17 protein-coding genes are annotated in these 15724 nt (G+C 61.3%); 6 read left to right on the forward strand and 11 right to left on the reverse strand.

The window, feature by feature from the left end; all coding sequences use genetic code 11:
* Window positions 1-3: 3 nt before the first annotated feature.
* The 8 genes from J7447_RS20010 to modB all read right to left on the reverse strand — a co-directional run bounded on the left by J7447_RS20010 (window position 4) and on the right by modB (window position 8538).
* A complete protein-coding gene (locus J7447_RS20010; protein WP_023002309.1) occupies window positions 4-624 on the reverse strand; it encodes a TRAP transporter small permease in 621 nt (206 codons plus the stop codon).
* A 125-nt stretch (window positions 625-749) separates the two neighbouring features.
* The gene (locus tag J7447_RS20015; protein ID WP_023002310.1) at window positions 750-1757 is read right to left on the reverse strand and encodes a DctP family TRAP transporter solute-binding subunit; all 1008 of its coding nucleotides are present in this window, start codon (window positions 1755-1757) and stop codon (window positions 750-752) included.
* A 273-nt stretch (window positions 1758-2030) separates the two neighbouring features.
* Window positions 2031-2945, reverse strand: a complete 915-nt coding sequence (sigJ, locus tag J7447_RS20020) for an RNA polymerase sigma factor SigJ (RefSeq protein WP_023002311.1) — start codon at window positions 2943-2945, stop codon at window positions 2031-2033.
* Between the two features lies 1 nt (window position 2946).
* Window positions 2947-3378 (reverse strand): carboxymuconolactone decarboxylase family protein, encoded by a 432-nt coding sequence (locus J7447_RS20025; RefSeq protein WP_031269919.1) that lies wholly within the window; start codon window positions 3376-3378, stop codon window positions 2947-2949.
* 147 nt (window positions 3379-3525) lie between these two features.
* On the reverse strand, window positions 3526-4860 hold the full coding sequence (locus J7447_RS20030; protein WP_023002313.1) for a sigma-54 dependent transcriptional regulator: 1335 nt from the start codon (window positions 4858-4860) through the stop codon (window positions 3526-3528).
* 16 nt (window positions 4861-4876) lie between these two features.
* Window positions 4877-6673 carry an ATP-binding protein gene (locus J7447_RS20035; RefSeq protein WP_023002314.1) on the reverse strand — a complete coding sequence of 599 codons (1797 nt, stop codon included), beginning with the start codon at window positions 6671-6673 and terminating at the stop codon, window positions 4877-4879.
* Between the two features lie 43 nt (window positions 6674-6716).
* Window positions 6717-7838 carry a molybdenum ABC transporter ATP-binding protein gene (gene modC, locus J7447_RS20040; protein ID WP_209170703.1) on the reverse strand — a complete coding sequence of 374 codons (1122 nt, stop codon included), beginning with the start codon at window positions 7836-7838 and terminating at the stop codon, window positions 6717-6719.
* On the reverse strand, window positions 7831-8538 hold the full coding sequence (gene modB / locus J7447_RS20045) for a molybdate ABC transporter permease subunit (protein ID WP_055660401.1): 708 nt from the start codon (window positions 8536-8538) through the stop codon (window positions 7831-7833). Before modB ends, modC begins: the two co-directional genes overlap by 8 nt.
* A 236-nt stretch (window positions 8539-8774) precedes the next feature.
* Here modB and J7447_RS20050 point away from each other — a divergent pair, with 236 nt between their 5' ends.
* Both J7447_RS20050 and J7447_RS20055 read left to right on the forward strand, forming a co-directional pair.
* Window positions 8775-9197 (forward strand): GNAT family N-acetyltransferase, encoded by a 423-nt coding sequence (locus tag J7447_RS20050; RefSeq protein ID WP_209170704.1) that lies wholly within the window; start codon window positions 8775-8777, stop codon window positions 9195-9197.
* Window positions 9198-9297: 100 nt separating this feature from the next.
* Window positions 9298-9765 carry a DUF1203 domain-containing protein gene (locus J7447_RS20055; protein ID WP_209170705.1) on the forward strand — a complete coding sequence of 156 codons (468 nt, stop codon included), beginning with the start codon at window positions 9298-9300 and terminating at the stop codon, window positions 9763-9765.
* Here J7447_RS20055 and J7447_RS20060 read toward each other — a convergent pair whose 3' ends face one another.
* The gene (locus J7447_RS20060) at window positions 9766-10413 is read right to left on the reverse strand and encodes a pyridoxamine 5'-phosphate oxidase family protein (RefSeq protein WP_209170706.1); all 648 of its coding nucleotides are present in this window, start codon (window positions 10411-10413) and stop codon (window positions 9766-9768) included.
* Here J7447_RS20060 and J7447_RS20065 point away from each other — a divergent pair.
* Genes J7447_RS20065 through J7447_RS20075 form a run of 3 tightly spaced genes read left to right on the forward strand, consistent with a single transcriptional unit; the run spans window position 10412 to window position 11955 of the window.
* Window positions 10412-10591, forward strand: a complete 180-nt coding sequence (locus tag J7447_RS20065; RefSeq protein WP_162493103.1) for a hypothetical protein — start codon at window positions 10412-10414, stop codon at window positions 10589-10591. The genes J7447_RS20060 and J7447_RS20065 overlap by 2 nt on opposite strands.
* 47 nt (window positions 10592-10638) lie before the next feature.
* Window positions 10639-11484, forward strand: coding sequence for an isocitrate lyase/phosphoenolpyruvate mutase family protein (locus J7447_RS20070; protein ID WP_209170707.1), 846 nt, complete (start codon window positions 10639-10641; stop codon window positions 11482-11484).
* A gap of 6 nt (window positions 11485-11490) precedes the next feature.
* Entirely contained in the window at window positions 11491-11955 is a 465-nt protein-coding gene (locus J7447_RS20075; RefSeq protein WP_209170708.1) for a GNAT family N-acetyltransferase, read from the forward strand.
* Between the two features lie 107 nt (window positions 11956-12062).
* On the opposite strand, the gene rsgA is transcribed toward J7447_RS20075, so the two are convergent.
* Together rsgA and J7447_RS20085 are read right to left on the reverse strand one after the other, a co-directional pair.
* The gene (gene rsgA, locus J7447_RS20080; RefSeq protein WP_209170709.1) at window positions 12063-13157 is read right to left on the reverse strand and encodes a ribosome small subunit-dependent GTPase A; all 1095 of its coding nucleotides are present in this window, start codon (window positions 13155-13157) and stop codon (window positions 12063-12065) included.
* A 198-nt stretch (window positions 13158-13355) separates the two neighbouring features.
* The gene (locus J7447_RS20085) at window positions 13356-14525 is read right to left on the reverse strand and encodes a citrate/2-methylcitrate synthase (RefSeq protein ID WP_075284145.1); all 1170 of its coding nucleotides are present in this window, start codon (window positions 14523-14525) and stop codon (window positions 13356-13358) included.
* Window positions 14526-14601: 76 nt separating this feature from the next.
* Between J7447_RS20085 and J7447_RS20090 the strand changes: the two genes are divergently transcribed.
* Window positions 14602-15705, forward strand: coding sequence for a citrate synthase/methylcitrate synthase (locus J7447_RS20090; RefSeq protein ID WP_209170710.1), 1104 nt, complete (start codon window positions 14602-14604; stop codon window positions 15703-15705).
* The last annotated feature ends 19 nt before the right edge of the window (window positions 15706-15724 follow it).

The raw sequence follows: 15724 nt of genomic DNA on the forward strand, positions 1-15724 counted from the left end.
GCCTCAGTCCTTCAAGACGTCTTTGTTTTCAGCGACGAGGTCTTCCGCCTCATGCGCGGCGATCATCATCTCGCGCTCGCCGGTAATGATCTGCCAGGCCGCCTGGATGCAGCGGAACATGAACAGGAACAGGCCGATGGGCAGGATCAGATAGGCGATCCAGCGTTGAACACGCTCTTTCGTGCCGAAGGTTTCAATGATCGCGTCGGGATAGCGCAGGTCGTCGAGACCGATGCCGATCTTGTACATCTTGGACCAGTAGTCGATCGCGCCGCCTCTGGTATCGAGACCGAAGATGTGCAGCCATTCCGACCAGAGCAGCGTCAGCGCGTAGACAACGCCGCAGAGCGCACCGAACACGGCAACAGCGCGGAACACCGGCTTGGGAAACAGGCGGATGACCGCATCGACGCCCAGATGCGAGCCGATTTTGACGCCATAGCTCATGCCGAACAGGATCAGCCAGGCGAACAGGATACGTGTGAATTCCAGGGCACCGGTCCAGCCGGAATTAAAGCCGTATCGCGCCACCACCTGGGTGAAGGATACGATGGTCATGGCGGCCAGGAGAAAGGCGAGTACACCTTCCTCGAAGCGCGTGACCCAATTGTCGACGCGTTGCATGCGTTTCCCCCGAATTGGCCTCTTGGTTATCAGCGTGTCCGCCGGCATGGTTGCGCGTGCGGCCGCGGGACCTTGGCAGAAGGGCCGGACGATCCGGCCCTTCCAGGAGTTGTTTCAGGTCAGCCTTAGCTGGCGTTGTTGGAAGCGACGGCGGAGTCGATCAGGTCCTTACCGATATCGCCTTCAAACTTGTCCCAAACCGGCTTCATGGCGCCAACCCATGCCTTGCGCTGCTCCGGGGTCAGTTCACGAATGGTGGAACCGGCATCCAGAACGTTCTGGCGGTTCTGGGCTTCAGCAGCTGCCACGTTACCGTTTGCGGTTGCAGTGACTTCTTCCACGATGGTCAGGAACTGGTCACGAACTTCCGGATCCAGGCTGTCCAGCCACTCGTCGGAAGTGACGAGCAGGTAAGCAAGCAGCTGGTGGTTGGTTTCGGTGATGCCGTCCTGCACTTCGAAGAACTTCTGGGTGTAGATGTTGGACCAGGAGTTTTCCTGACCGTCCACAACACCGGTCTGCAGTGCACCGTAGACTTCCTTGAAGGCCAGCTTCTGAGCGTTGGCGCCCATGGCTTCGATCATGGCAACAGCCACGTCAGAGGTCTGCACGCGGAACTTCAGGCCTTTTGCATCGTCCGGAACCAGCAGCGGCTTGTTGGCGGAGAACTGCTTCAGGCCGGAGCTCCAGTAGCCGAGGCCCTGGAAACCGTAGTCGGTCATGGAGTTCAGGAGTTCCTTGCCGTTTTCACCGGTGGTGAAGCGCTCGACGGCGTCCAGATCCTGGAACAGGAACGGCAGGTCGAACAGGCGGAACTTCAGCGTGTAGGCTTCGAACTTGGAAAGCGACGGCGCAGCAAGCTGAACATCGCCGAGCAGAAGAGCTTCCATTACCTTGTCGTCGTCGAACAGCTGAGAGTTCGGGAACACCTGCATGCAGGCCTTGCCGTTCATCTCGTCGTTGACGCGTTCCGCCAGCAGCGTGGCAGCGTCGCCTTTCGGGTGGCCGGTTGCGGCAACCACGTGGCTGAACTTGATGACGATTTCACCGTCATTGCAATCGTCAGCCGCATAAGCGTTCGCAGACAGGGCCAGAGACGCCGCGGTAGCTGCGGCGAGAGCGAATTTTTTCATCGGATGTCCTCCCAGACATTTCAGTATGACGGCCATTCGGGCCGGACAGCGTGGTGGCTGGTCGGCACCCTATTGGCAAAGTCCGTGCCAAGTGCCGGAAGAGCAACAAAAAGCGCCGATTTCTGCAGGTTAACAAAAAGTTTCAAATGAACCTGGTCGGGAGAGACTTTCGTTTATGGGTCGAGTCAGACACATGGCATGAAACCGGATGTGTCGAAACCGACACATTTCCGGCCTGCTACATCATATTTTAAGCCGTAAAGCGCCGAATTATCAGTGCCAGATAGCGCCTGAAGAACGGTCGTGGCGCAGCTTGACCTTCAGGCGTGCCAGCTTGTCCGGATTGCGCATGTTGTAGATACGCTCCAGCCGCCCATCGGCGTCATAGGCGAACATCACGGCTGTCACGATCTCGTCGCCGTAGAACATGACGAGGCCACGCGTTCCGTTCAGATCCAGTATCTTGATCTGGCAGGGCTCCCAGAGGCGGCCAAGAATAAGAACCGCGTAGCGAGCGACCTCGTCCGCGCCTTCCAGGATCCGGCTCATGGCCGTTGCCTTGCCGCCACCATCGGACTGGAGTTGTACGGTTTCGGCGAGAAGGCCCGTCAGGTGGTCCGTGGATCCTGTTTCAATTGCGGTGAGAAAGGCAGACAGGATCCGGTCCTGATGATCGGCTGGAGGAACAAAACGGGAGGTCGGACCCTGCACATGTCTGCTTGCGCGGGACACCAACTGGCGGCAGGCCTGTTCGGTAACCCCCAGAGTTTCGGCAACTTCGTCATACGGCTTTGCGAAAATCTCGCGCAGCAGGTAGGCGGCGCGCTCCTTCGGGCTGAGGCGCTCCAGCAGCAGGAGGAACGCTGTCGTCAGGGATTGTGCCCTGTCCAGGTCGGTCTCCGGGTCCGAGCCACTTTCGAACTGAAGCGGTTCGGGGATCCACGGGCCGACATAGTCGACCCGTTTCCTGTGAGCGGCCTTGAGAGTGTCCAGGCAGCAATTGGTGCAGACCGTGGTGAGGAATGCTTCCGGATTCAGGATGCCGGCACGATCCGTGGATTGCCACTTCAGGTATGTGTCCTGCACCGCATCCTCGGCATCCGCCATGGAGCTGAGCATGCGATAGGCCAGCCCCATCAGCTTCGGGCGTACCGTCTCGAAAACATCGATGCCTGGAGCGTCACTCATGTCAGTGGTTCGATACCTGTACCCGGTTCCACAGATTGATCATTGCGACCGCGGCGGTGATCGCACTGATCTCGGCGTCATCGAAGTGGCGGCGCAATTCACCGCGCAATGCCTCATAGTTCGTATCGACCTGAAGACTGGTCAAGGCTTCCGTCCAGGCAAAGGCCGCCTTCTCCGCCGGCGTGTAGTCATCAACGTGCCGCCAGACCGTCAGGCGCTGCAAACGCTCCTGGGTCTCGCCCGCGTCGAGCGCTTCCTGGGTGTGCATCTTCACGCAATAGGCACACTGGTTGATCTGCGAGGCACGCAGATCGATGAGATGCCGCAGTTTCGGCTCCAGCCCTGCCTTGCCGATCTCACCGCTGGCAGCAACGAAACGCTTCACGATATCGGGGACATTTTCGTAGTGATTGATGGCATTAGAGGTCGTCATTGGCGTGTCTTCCATTCAGGTTTCAGGGTGTGACACAGGGTTGACGACCGGGGGCAGCGATTTGTGACACCGGCCCGAAACTTTTTTCGGCCATTCGTTTTGCCGACCCGCCCAGCAAGCCGGGACGGCAAGGAAATCAGGTCATTGTCAGACGGAAAGCGCTTCGTCCTTGCCGAGACCGTATTTGCGCATTTTCTCGTAAAGCGCCTTTCGCGAGAGCCCAAGGTTCTCGTAAGTGGGCTTGATGGCACCGTCGTTGCGCTTGAGTTCGGCGACGATCAACGCCCGTTCATATGTCGCGACCTGTTCGAACAAGGTGGATCCGGCACCGCTGCTGGGCGCGTTGACCAGCTCGACACCGAGCACGAAACGGTCGGCGACATTGCGCAACTCGCGGACGTTGCCCGGCCAGTCCCGCGCCATCAGCTCGGCGAGATATTCCTCGTTGATGTCCGGGATCTCGCGCCGGTAGCGTGCCCGGGCTTCCACCGCCAGATGCCGGAACAGGAGGGGGATATCCTCCAGCCGGTCGCGCAACGGTGGAATGGCAACGTTGACGACATTGAGCCGGTAGAACAGGTCCAGCCGGAACCGGCCTTCCTTGCCGGCGGCCTCAAGGTCTTCCTTGGTGGCCGCGATGAAGCGCACATCCAGTTCGATCGCCTTGTTGGAGCCGAGCCGTTCGATTGTCCGGGTCTCGATCACGCGCAGCAGCTTGACCTGCAGTTCCAGCGGCATGGATTCGATTTCGTCCAGAAACACGGTGCCCCCATGGGCATGTTCCAGCTTGCCGATGCGCTGTCCGCTGGCACCGGTAAAGGCGCCCTTCTCGTGGCCGAAGAGTTCAGATTCGATGATTTCGGCGGGAAGCGCCCCGCAATTGAGGGCGACGAAAGGCTTTTCCTTGCGGGGGCCTTCGTCATGCAGTGCCCGGGCGACCACCTCCTTGCCGGAGCCGGTCTCCCCCAGGATCAGCACATCGGCATCGGTTGCCGCCAGGGCCGTGACATTGCGGCGAAGCAGTTCCATGGCGGCGGTGCGCCCCACGAGACGGCTTTCCAGGCCCGTTCGGTCTGCCAGCTCCTCGCGCAGCTTGCGGTTTTCCAGCACCAGCCGGCGCTTGTCGAGCGCGCGTTCCACCACGGAGGCAAGGCGCGAAACGGAAAAGGGCTTTTCCATGAAATCATAGGCACCGGCGCGCATGGCCTCGACCGCCAGTGGCACATCGCCATGGCCGGTGATCAGCACCACGGGCAGGGCGGGATCGATCTCGAAGGCCCGCTTCATGACCTGGAACCCGTCCGTTCCGGGCATGCGAATATCTGTAACAAGCACGCCGTAGAACCCGCGGTTGACCCGCTCCAGGGCTTCTTCCGGTTCACCGGTTGCAAACACCGCCTGGCCGGACAACTCCAGCCCCTGGCTCAAGGAGCCACGCAGGTCCGCTTCATCGTCAATCAGTAGGACGGTCGCCTGATCCATTAACGCCTATCTCATTTCATTCCGCTGCAAGGACATGCTCATCGGCCACCGGCAGGCGCATGGTGAACACCGCACCGCCACCGTCGCGATTCGCCGCCTTCAGCGATCCGGAAAAGTCATGAACGATCTTGTAGGCAATCGACAAGCCCAGCCCGAGCCCGGCGCCGACATCCTTGGTGGTGAAAAACGGGTCGAAGATCTGTGGCAGCACATCGGCATCAATGCCTGTGCCATTGTCACTGACTGTCAGAACCGCTTCGCTGCCTTCTTGCCTCAGTTCCAGCCGCACTTCGGGCATGGCAAGCGATGCGGCGTTGCCGCTGACGGCATCCAGTGCGTTGGACAGGAGATTGATGACCACCTGCTCCAAGCGGATGCGCCCGCCCTTGACGATGATATCTTCTGTCGGCAGCGCCAGATCGAGACGCACCTTGCTCTGCTTGATATGTGGCTGCAGCAGAAGCGTTGCCTCGTCGATCACCTGACGCAGGGACACCGGCTTGATGTCGGTGCCAGACTTGCGCGTGAAACCTTTCAGCGTCTTGGCGATTTCGGCCATGCGGCTGACCATGCCTTCGATCCGCGAGAGATTGCCGAGGGCTTCGTCCGCACGCCCCCGCTCGATCAGCATGCCTGCCACTTCGGCATCGGAACGGATAGCTGCCAGTGGCTGGTTGTACTCGTGACTGAGAGCCGCAGACATCCTGCCGAGCGTTGCCAGCTTGGCTGCCTGCACGAGTTCGGCCTGGGCCAGACGCAAATCGGCTTCAGCCTGTTCGCGCTCGCGCACTTCCTGTTCCAGAAGGACGTTGGTGCGGCGAAGATCCGCTGTCCGTGATTGCACACGGCGCTCCAGGCGCAGTGCGCTCGCCCGGTTGCGCCGTTCCTGGCGCACGAATTCTTCCCGCCTGACGATCAGGATGGCGATACCTCCGGCGGCGATCACACAGACCAGAAGCGCGACCAGCATGGCCCAGCCGGATCGCTGGCGGGCATCCTCGATCGTCACAAGCGTTCTGACCTGCCAACCGAGAACGGCCAAGTTCTCCGTCAATTGCAGGTAATAGTAGGGAGACGGCGTTGCCGGCAGCAGGACCTCGATGCGCTCAGCCACCGACATGTCGGCGATATCCCGGCCGACAGAAAGCTCGTCCATCCGCTTGCCGCGCCATGCGGGCACATTGGTGACCACAATCCGGCCACTGCCATCCAGCGCGACCAGCGGTTCCTTGCTGAGTGCCCAGGCCTGCTCGACGTCTTCCAGACTGACCCGGACGGCAATCACGCCGACGATGGAGCTACCCCGGCGCAACGGCGAGGCGAAGACATAGTTCGATGCGGCCTCTGGCGTACCGGGGATGAGCTGCCGGCCGAGCTGGCCCTGAAGGGCCTGTTCGAAGGCATGTCCGATACGTTCCGCCCCGCCGAAGGAGCCCGTCGGCACACCATCCTGGCTGGAGACCACGACATTGCCTTGCCTGTCCATAAGCCAGATCTCTTCCGCGCCCGACATGCCGGCAGCGATCGCGGCGATGCCGGGGTCTCCAGACCTGCCCGTGCTCATCAGCAACTGACCGATATCCGGACCACGTGCCAACAGCGGAGACAGCAGGCGGAACTTGTCGAGAAGTCTTTCGAGAACGGCTGTCTGAACCGCAAGATTGGCCCGCGCACCGGTTTCCACCTCCGCAAGCGTGATCCGCAAGCTGGCAAGCCCGGTCAGCCACATCAGTGCGACCGTCGACAGGATCGCCGCCGCTCCGATACCGATCTTCAGCCTGCGCCAGGTCCGGCGCTTGGTCTTGCGCAACATCGCGTCAGTATAAACAAGCCGCGCGCCGCGTGAAGCGGGAGCCTTATCCAGCGAAATCCTCCCCGGTAGCCGTGTCCGACAGGGCCGGTGCACGCTGGCGCCGGTCAATGGCAACGCTCTTGATCAGAACCGTGACGTCCTTGCCTGTGTGGAGATCAAGGTCGGCAACGGACGCGCGGGTGATGCGGGCACGCAGCACCTGTCCGCTGACGGAGCAAAGGATTTCCGCATAGGGACCGCTTTCACTCGAAATACTGCGGATTGTCGCCGCGAAGGCATTGCGGATGGACAGGCCCTCCGGCGGTTTGACTGCCAGGGCAACGTCCCTGGCCCGGATGCGCAGGCGCACCGCATCGCCCGGCACGGCTGCCATATCCGGTATCTGCAGTGTGGCTCCGCCTATATCGACATCGGTCAGGCCCCAGTCCGGGTCACATCTGGTGACGGTACCTTCCAGCAGCGCGCTGGCCTCGTGACGGCCGGTTGCCCGGCCCAGATCGGTCCGCGCGAGCATGTCGGCCACCGGTCCAAAGGCGGGCGTGCGTCCATCAGACAGGATCACGAGCGTGTTGGACAGGCGCGCCACTTCCTCGATGGAATGGCTGACATAGAGGATCGGGATTCCCGCTTCCACGCACAGACGGTCCAGATAGGGAAGAATGTCGTTTCGCCGCGCTTGATCGAGATTGGCCAGCGGCTCGTCCATGATCAGGAGCCGCGGGTCCGACAGAAGCGCTCGCCCGATGGCCACCCGTTGCCTCTCGCCGCCAGAAAGAGTTCCGGGTTTTCGCTCCAGGAGCCCAGCCAACCCCAACAGATCGACCACTTCGGCCATGTCCCGGGTCCCAGGCCTGCGGCCCGCCCAGCGCGCATAGGTGAGGTTCGAGGCAACGCTGAGATGCGGGAACAGCCGGGCATCCTGAAAGACGTGACCGATCCTGCGTGCCTGCACCGAGAGGTTGATATTCTTGTTCGCGTCGAAAAGGGTCGTGCCGTTGACGGTGATATGTCCGCTGAGCGGCTTGATCAGCCCGGCGATCATGTTGGTGAGCGTTGTCTTGCCGGCCCCCGACTGGCCGAAAAGCGATGTCACCCCGCCACGGCTGTTGAACCGGGCTTCAAGATCAAGCTGACCGACACGGCCGGTGATGTCGACATCAAGCATGACCGCCCCCCATGCGCGCGCGCAATCGGCGCGCCAGTGCTTCCGAGGCGATCAGCGCCGCAAAGGCGACAAAGGCCGCAATCAGCGTCAGGCGGAAGGCAGCCAGTTCTCCACCAGGGGTCTGGGTGGCGGTATAGAGCGCCAGAGACAGGGTTCTTGTCTCCCCCGGAATGTTGGAGACGAAGGTTATGGTCGCACCGAATTCGCCCATGGCCTTTGCAAAACCCAGGATCGCGCCACCGAGAATTCCCGGCAGGGCAAGAGGCAGGGTGACCGTCAGAAAGGCGGTCAGGCGATGGGCACCGAGAGACTTGGCCGCTTCTTCCAGTTTCGGGTCCACGGCTTCGAAGGAAATTCGGATCGGCCTGACCATCAACGGAAAAGCCATCACACCGGCAGCAAGCGCTGCACCGGTCCAGTTGAAGGCGAAGGTGACACCGAAGACACTGTCCAGAAACGATCCGACCGGACCCTTGCGGCCAAAGGTCAGCAGCAGCACGTAGCCCGTGACCACCGGTGGCAAGACGAGCGGCAGATGCACAAGAGCATTGACGGCGCCGTGGCCGGTGAACCGGTAGCGGGCAAGTACGAAGGCCATCAGAACGGCAAGCGGCAGCGCGACAGCGAGGGCGGCAGAAGCGACCTTGAGGGTCAAGAGAAGGGCCTGCCATTCCCCGGGCTGGAGATTGAAAAAATCCACGTCTGCTCAGTCTTCTCGTTCCGGTACGCGGCCGAATTTTCTCAGCCACCTGCCGTTATCGGTTAGAACACCGCAGGAACGCAAGATGTCGTTTGTCCTGAGCCTTCAATGCAAAGCAGCGTGCCTGGGGTCAACAGCCCCTGTCCGGCTTGAGCATGTCTATTCCGATGGCCAGCGCCGGTGCGATCGGCTAGGGTCGCGTTCCCTCCTTGTTGCAGCCGATTCCAGGACACTGCATGACAATCTCGCTGAAGACCCAGGTCCCCGACATCGATACCTATTTGCGCCTGCGGGTCGATTCCGGGCTGAGCGGCTACGGCAGGGACGCGGCGGAAATCGGGCTGAAGAACAGCCTGTTTTGCGTGATGCTTTTTGACGGCGATGAAGCGATCGGCATGGGGCGTCTCATTGGTGACGGCGGCTGTTTTGTCCAGGTAACGGATATCGCGGTTTTGCCCGCCTACCAGGGGCAGGGCCTTGGCAAGCGCATCATGGCAGCCCTGACTGCCCATATCGAAAGCGCATTCCCGCCCTCGGCCTATGTCAGCCTGATCGCCGATGTTCCGGCCAATGCGCTTTATGCCCAATTCGGCTTTGAAGAAACCGCGCCGGTTTCCCTGGGTATGGCACGCCGGGCAGGTGTCAAAAACCCGGTCTGACAGACCGGCAGCGGGAAAATATATTCGCGCTCGCAAATCGGGTCGTTTGGGCGTTTTGAGCCGCCTAGGGTCTTCTCACAACCATTGAGGAGACAACACCATGTTTCAGATCGAGCCTCTTCCCGCCACCGAGTTTGCACATTTGAGCAACCTGAGTGACACGGAACTCGCGCAGAAGGGCATTCAGGTGCACATTTCGGACGGCGCGTTTCCCTGCCGTGTGTCACTTGCCGATGCAGCCCCGGGTACCCGGGTTTACCTGCTCAATTTCGAGCATCAACCTGGCGAAACGCCCTACCGCTCCCGGCATGCGATCTTTGTCGCCGATGGCGCGAAGGAAAGCCATCCGGACCCGGACACGATCCCGGAAGTCGTGGCGAAGCGCCTGCTGTCGGCACGAGCCTTCAACCGGGCCCACGAGATGATCGACGCGGAAGTCGTTGAAGGCCGTGAGCTGGAAGGTGTCATCCGGACGTTCTTCGACAATCCGCAAGTCGACTACATTCACCTGCATTTTGCTCGCCGCGGCTGCTACGCGGCAAGGGTTTCACGCACCGCATGGACCTGATCAATAAAGCCTGAGCAAGCCTTCGGAGGTGGCTTCTTCCAGAAGAGCCTCCGGGGTCTGCTTCAGCTTGCCATGCCGGATCATCGCATCGCCGATGTCGCCCAGGTCATCGGCATTGCGCCAGCTTTCCGGTTGCCAGATCTTCGAGCGGACCATCGCCTTCGGGCAATGCATGAATGCCCGGGTGATCTCCACTGCCAGCGCCATCGCCGGCTGTTTGCCCTCCACCTGCATCCGCTCCAGCAACCAGGCATCCCGGACGATGCGGGCTCTGCCCGACACCCTCAAGGTCTCGCCCTTGCCCGGGATCAGAAAAATAAGTCCGACGCGCGGGTCCTTCAGCAGATTGTGGTAGCTGTCGAGGCGGCGGTTTCCGGGGCGGTCGGGGATCGCCAGCAATTTGTCGCTCAAGACGGTGACAAAACCGGCCGGGTCCCCCTTGGGGCTCACATCGATCACGCCCTCCGGATCAACCGTCGCGATCAGGCAAAAGGGGGATCGTGCAATGAACTGCCTGCACAGGCTATCCAGTGCCTTGATCTCCTTTACCCTTACCTTTTTAGGCGCGGTTCCGGCATGGGCTTCGAGCTGGTCAACTGTTGTTATCGGGTCGTTGAAATCTGAAAGTGTCGTGGGATCTTCCGGCATGGCAACCTCCCTGGATCTGCCTGCTGGCGCTTTCACCATCAAACGGCGCTGCGAACGCAAAGACAAGGCGTTTCGCTGGAATCACGGTTTTTCCAAACTGGCGCCCCGATTCTGGCTAAACTGGATCTTACCTGAGCAACATCGCACCCATCATAAAGGGATCGCATTGCCGATTTAAACTTTAACGGTAATCTTTGCGAAATACACCTCAAGGGAGATCCGGCCATGCCGACCGCAGCCAAACGCCGTGCCGCCTTCAAAGCTCTTCACGAAAAAGGGCGTGCTTTCCTGATGCCGAATCCCTTCGATATCGGCACAGCCCGCATTCTGGACGGGTTGCGGTTTGACGCGATGGCCACATCCAGCGCCGGATATGCCTGGACGCAAGGCGTTAAGGATGCCGAAGGACTGATCACGCGCGACGATGCGCTCGGACATGCCGCCGACATCATTGCCGCGACCAGCGTGCCGGTGAACGGTGACCTGGAGAACGGGTTCGGCGACAGCCCGGACGATGTGGTGGCAACGGTCAAAGGGGCGATCGAGGTTGGCCTCGCCGGCTGCTCCATCGAGGATTACACGACCGATCCGAAACATCCCTACTACGATCTGGAGCTGGCGGTGGAGCGGATCAAGGCGGCGGTGGATGCCAAGAACCGGCTGGCTCCGGATTTCGTCCTGACTGCCCGCAGTGAAGGGCCCGTCCAGACGCAGCATGAACTTGACGAGACGATCAAGCGGCTGAACGCCTTTGCAGAGGCGGGTGCCGATTGCGTCTATGCGCCGGAGCTGAAGGACAAGGAACAGATTGCCGCCGTTCTGGCCGCCGTGAAAGCGCCGATGAACGTCTTGGCCGGGCGCAAGAACTTCCACCTGACCCGCAAGGAACTGGGCGACATGGGTGTTGCGCGTGTCTCCATCGGGGCAGGTCTGGCACGGCTTGCCTACCGCGCCTTCATTGCTGCTGCCGAAGACATGAAAGACGGTGGCACGTTCGGCTGTTTCGACAGGACCGAAACCATGCCGGAAGGAATTCCCGATTTCGAATCCTTCATGAAAACAAGGCCCTGATCCGTAATGGACGCCCAACAAGTTTCCGAAGGCTTTGACCTGGCGAACCCGGGTGATGCAGTCGCAATGACCGAACTCGCCCGGCGGGCCTATGCGCATTATATCCCGGTCATCAACGCCGTGCCCGTGCCAATGACCGCCGATTATGCCCCGCATATACGGCAGGACGACGTCTGGGTGCTCCGCTCCGGCAACTCTCTTGCCGCCAGCCTCGTTCTGATCCGGCATCCGGACCATCTCCTGATCGAAAGCATCGCCGTTGATCCGGAAGAGCAGGGCAAGGGCCGTGGCAGGCAGCTGCTCGACTGGGCGCGGCGGCGGGCAGCGGACATCGGGCTGAGCGAAATCCGGCTCTATACCAACGTGCTCATGACCGAAAACCGGGCCTGGTACCAGCGTGCGGGCTTCGCGGAAACCCATGAGGAACAGCGCGGCGACAAGCGGATCGTCCACATGCGGCTGACTTTGTGACCAAGCTGCTTGCCAACTCCGGGTGCGCTGGAAAGCATTGATCCGGGGCCGGGCAGAGCCCGGCCCCGGATGTCAGCAGCCACGTAAGCCTTGGCCTTCCAGACCCGCTACTCCAAGCCCCAGGTTTTCTGCTTCTTCTGCTTCATGACACTTCGAACCATCTTGCCGAATGCCCGGTCCTTGGACCTGCGCTCCGCCAGACTTGCAGAGTTGAAGGCTTCTTCCGCCTTCAGCTTTCGCCACCTGTTCAGCCGGCCAGGTTCCAGGGTGCCCTCCTCCAGCGCGGCCTGAACAGCGCAACCGGGCTCCGTCTCGTGCCGGCAGTCAGTGAAGCGGCAACGGGATGCCAGTTCGTTCAGATCCGAGAACAGATCATCGATCCCGGCTGCCACATCCGTCAGCTGCAGTTCACGCATGCCCGGTGTATCCAGCACCAGACAGCCGCCTGGAACCACGTGAAGTTGCCGGTGGGTCGTCGTGTGACGGCCCTTGGCATCGTCTTCGCGAATAGCCTGCGTGGCTATGTCCTCGGTGCCTGAAAGCGCGTTGGTTAGCGTCGACTTGCCGACGCCCGAAGAGCCAAGGAAGGCAACTGTTTTGCCCGGCTTGCACCAGGCCGCGAGTTTCAGGCCCGGCTCATCGCCACGCGCGTCCAGCGTCACGACCGGAACCGAGTTCGAAATCGTCCGAGCCTGATCGACATAGTTTTCCGGATCGCTCGCCAGATCCGACTTGGTCAGGACGATCACCGGATCGATACCGGCTTCGAATGCAAGGGCGATGTACCGCTCCAGCCGGGCGATATTGAAGTCCTGATTGCAGGAAGACACCACGAACACCGTGTCGATGTTGGCTGCGATCAGCTGGATCTGTCGATCGGTTCCAGGTGCACGGCGTTTGAGCAGGCTCTGTCGCTCCAGCACCCGGCTTGACGGCGGATGAGCGCGGTCCAGCAGCAACCAGTCGCCTACCGTGGCGTTCCTGACAGGCAGGATCGCTTCGTCAAGCCCTTCGCCGACCACGTGAAACGCGTTTCGATGGACCTCGACAACACGGACGGGCGGTGTTGCCGTCAGCTCGTCGGAGCTGATCTGTTGTGCAAAATAGGGCCGCCAGCCAAGTGAAAGAAGCCGTGAAGTGTTTTTGTCCGGCCCATCGTTTCCGGGGCGTGCGGGAAAGAAGTCGGAATAGTTCCGTACCATTGGATTGTCTCGTGAATTAAACACACGTCATCAGGCGCCCGCCAAGGCACCGGTTCATGTATTCAAGGCTCTCTGATCTTCAGAGAGCCTGCTCACGCAATCTCTGACATCCAATCTCCATGGGACGCACCTCGAAGGTGCCCGTTTTAAGTAGTCGCAAAGACGCCCCGATACAAGCATCCCGCAGATGGACCAGGCTTATTCCGGCCGCTCGCCGACATAGGCGGCCCGAGGCCGGATCTGTTCCGGCGCCGCATATTGCTCCAGTGCATGAGCGATCCATCCGGTCATGCGGGCAGCGCAGAAGATGATCTTGCCGGCGTCCTTCGGCAGGTCATAGGTCTTTTGTGTGGCCGCCAGGGCAAGATCGATGTTCGGCGCTTCGCCAAACAGGTCACGCGCAACCGTAATCAAACCCGGCAGACGCTGAACGAAGGGATGCGCGGGCTCGCTGCGGTAAAGCACGTCGAGCAGGCAAGCGGCGCGCGGATCCGGACCGCGGTAGATTGTGTGACCGAAGCCGGGCAGGGGCTCGCCCCGGCTCAACCGGTCCGAAAGCAGGGTTTCTATGTCGGTGTCCGGCCCGACATCGGACAGCCATGCCGTTGTCCTGTCGGATGCAGCACCGTGGCGCGGACCGGCAAAGGCCCCCAGACCGGAAATGAGCGCCGCGTGAAGGGGCGCCCGGGTGGAGGCAGCGCAGCGCGTCGCGAAGGCACTGGTGTTGAGCTCGTGGTCGGCACACAGGATCAGCGCCGCCCGGATCACGTTCTTCGCCGAAGACGACACGCCGAAAGCGTTGGCAATCTGCGTGTGGATCGGCACGTCGACCGGATCTGCGTTGAGGAGAGCTGCAACCGCGTAGCGCAGCAGGGCAGCGCCTTTCACCTGCAGAAGCTTGGGTGCCTGCGTGTAGGCGGCCTTGTCCTGCAGCGGCCAGGCGGCAAGGGCGACCATCAGCCGGTCCAGAGGCGCAAGTCCCTCCGGCAGGTTGGGCGGGGGCAATGGAGCGCTTTCGGCAAACGGGTCTTCCTGCGACGCCCAGAGTAGGGTCGCAACGGTTTCAAGCGTGGAGGTTTGCGCCAGATCGACCGCCGGCCGGCCACGATAGACCGGACCGGCTTCCGAAATCAGCGTCAGTTCGGTTTCCAGCACCGGGTCGCCGGTCAAGGGCCGGGCACCGGAGTAGTCGTCGGCAGCCTTGCGGCCTTTCATGCGGCGCACATCCACCGCGTCGTAGCGGCGCTGCTTGCCTGGGCCGGCAACGGAATTGATCAGCCCCCGGCTGACGTAGGCGTAGAGAGTCGCGGGCTGAACACCAAGTTCGGCAGCGGCTTCACGGGCGGACAGGTAGATCGGCTTACTCATACATTGATTTTAATTATCAACATTGATCAATGCAATCTTCTCTTTCTATCTGACCGGGAAAGAAAAGGAGATAGCCATGACCGAAGCGCCGAACCCCGCCCGGATGACGCCGGACCCGATAGCCGGTTTGGAGGGCGTTGTTGCCGCCACCACCATGCTCAGCCATGTCGACGGCCAAAAGGGTGTCCTCATCCTCTATGGCCGCCATATCGAAGATCTGGCCGGCAAGCTGAGCTTCGAGGAAGCCGTCCGGCATCTGTGGCAGGATTTCCAGATGCCTGAGGCCTCGTCCCTGCGTGAGGCTTTCGGTGAAGCCCGGAGGGCCGCCTTTGCCGTCATGCCGGTTCTTGAAGCTGCCCCTTCCAGCCTCGGCGTTTATGAACGCATGCAGCTGGGCCTGGCTGCCTTGCCGATGTCCACCGGCCTGCCCGACGCGATTGCGATCAGCGGCGCATTGCCCGTCTTTCTGGCTGCGTCTCACCGGATTGCCAGGGGACAGACGCCGATCGCACCGGACAGCACCCTGGAGACCGCAACCGATCTTCTGCGCATGCTGACGGGCGAGCTGCCGCTTGCCGACCATGCCGCCGCGCTCAATCGCTATCTTGTGACAATCCTGGATCACGGGCTGAACGCTTCCACCTTCACGGCGCGCGTGATCGGCTCGACCCAGGCGAACCTGAAACAGGCCGTTCTTGGTGCGATGGGCGCCCTCAGCGGGCCGCTGCATGGCGGCGCGCCGGGCCCTGTGCTGGACATGATCGATGCTATCGGCAGTCCGGAAAACGCAGCTGCCTGGATCGGCGAAGCCTTGGCACGCAAGGAGCGGCTGATGGGATTCGGTCACCGGATCTACAGGACGAGGGATCCGCGCGCGGACGTCCTGAAGGCAGGGCTGCGCCTGCTTGGGCCTGAGAACCCGAAAGTGCGTCTGGCGGAGGAGATCGAACAGGCAGCGCTTGCCGCACTGAAAACTGCCAAGCCCGACCGGCCGTTGGAAACCAACGTGGAGTTCTATACCGCCGTCCTGCTGGACGCGATCGGCATCGACCGGACCCTGTTCACGCCGCTGTTTGCCGTCGGCCGGACACCGGGCTGGTGCGCCCATGTTCTGGAACAGCAGGAAACCGGCAAGTTGATCCGGCCTTCGTCGCATTATGTGGGACCGAGCCCCACGTGACGGAGATAGGCTGAAAGCC

The sequence above is a fragment of the Labrenzia sp. R5_0 genome (assembly GCF_017743835.1).
Taxonomy (GTDB): domain Bacteria; phylum Pseudomonadota; class Alphaproteobacteria; order Rhizobiales; family Stappiaceae; genus Roseibium; species Roseibium algicola.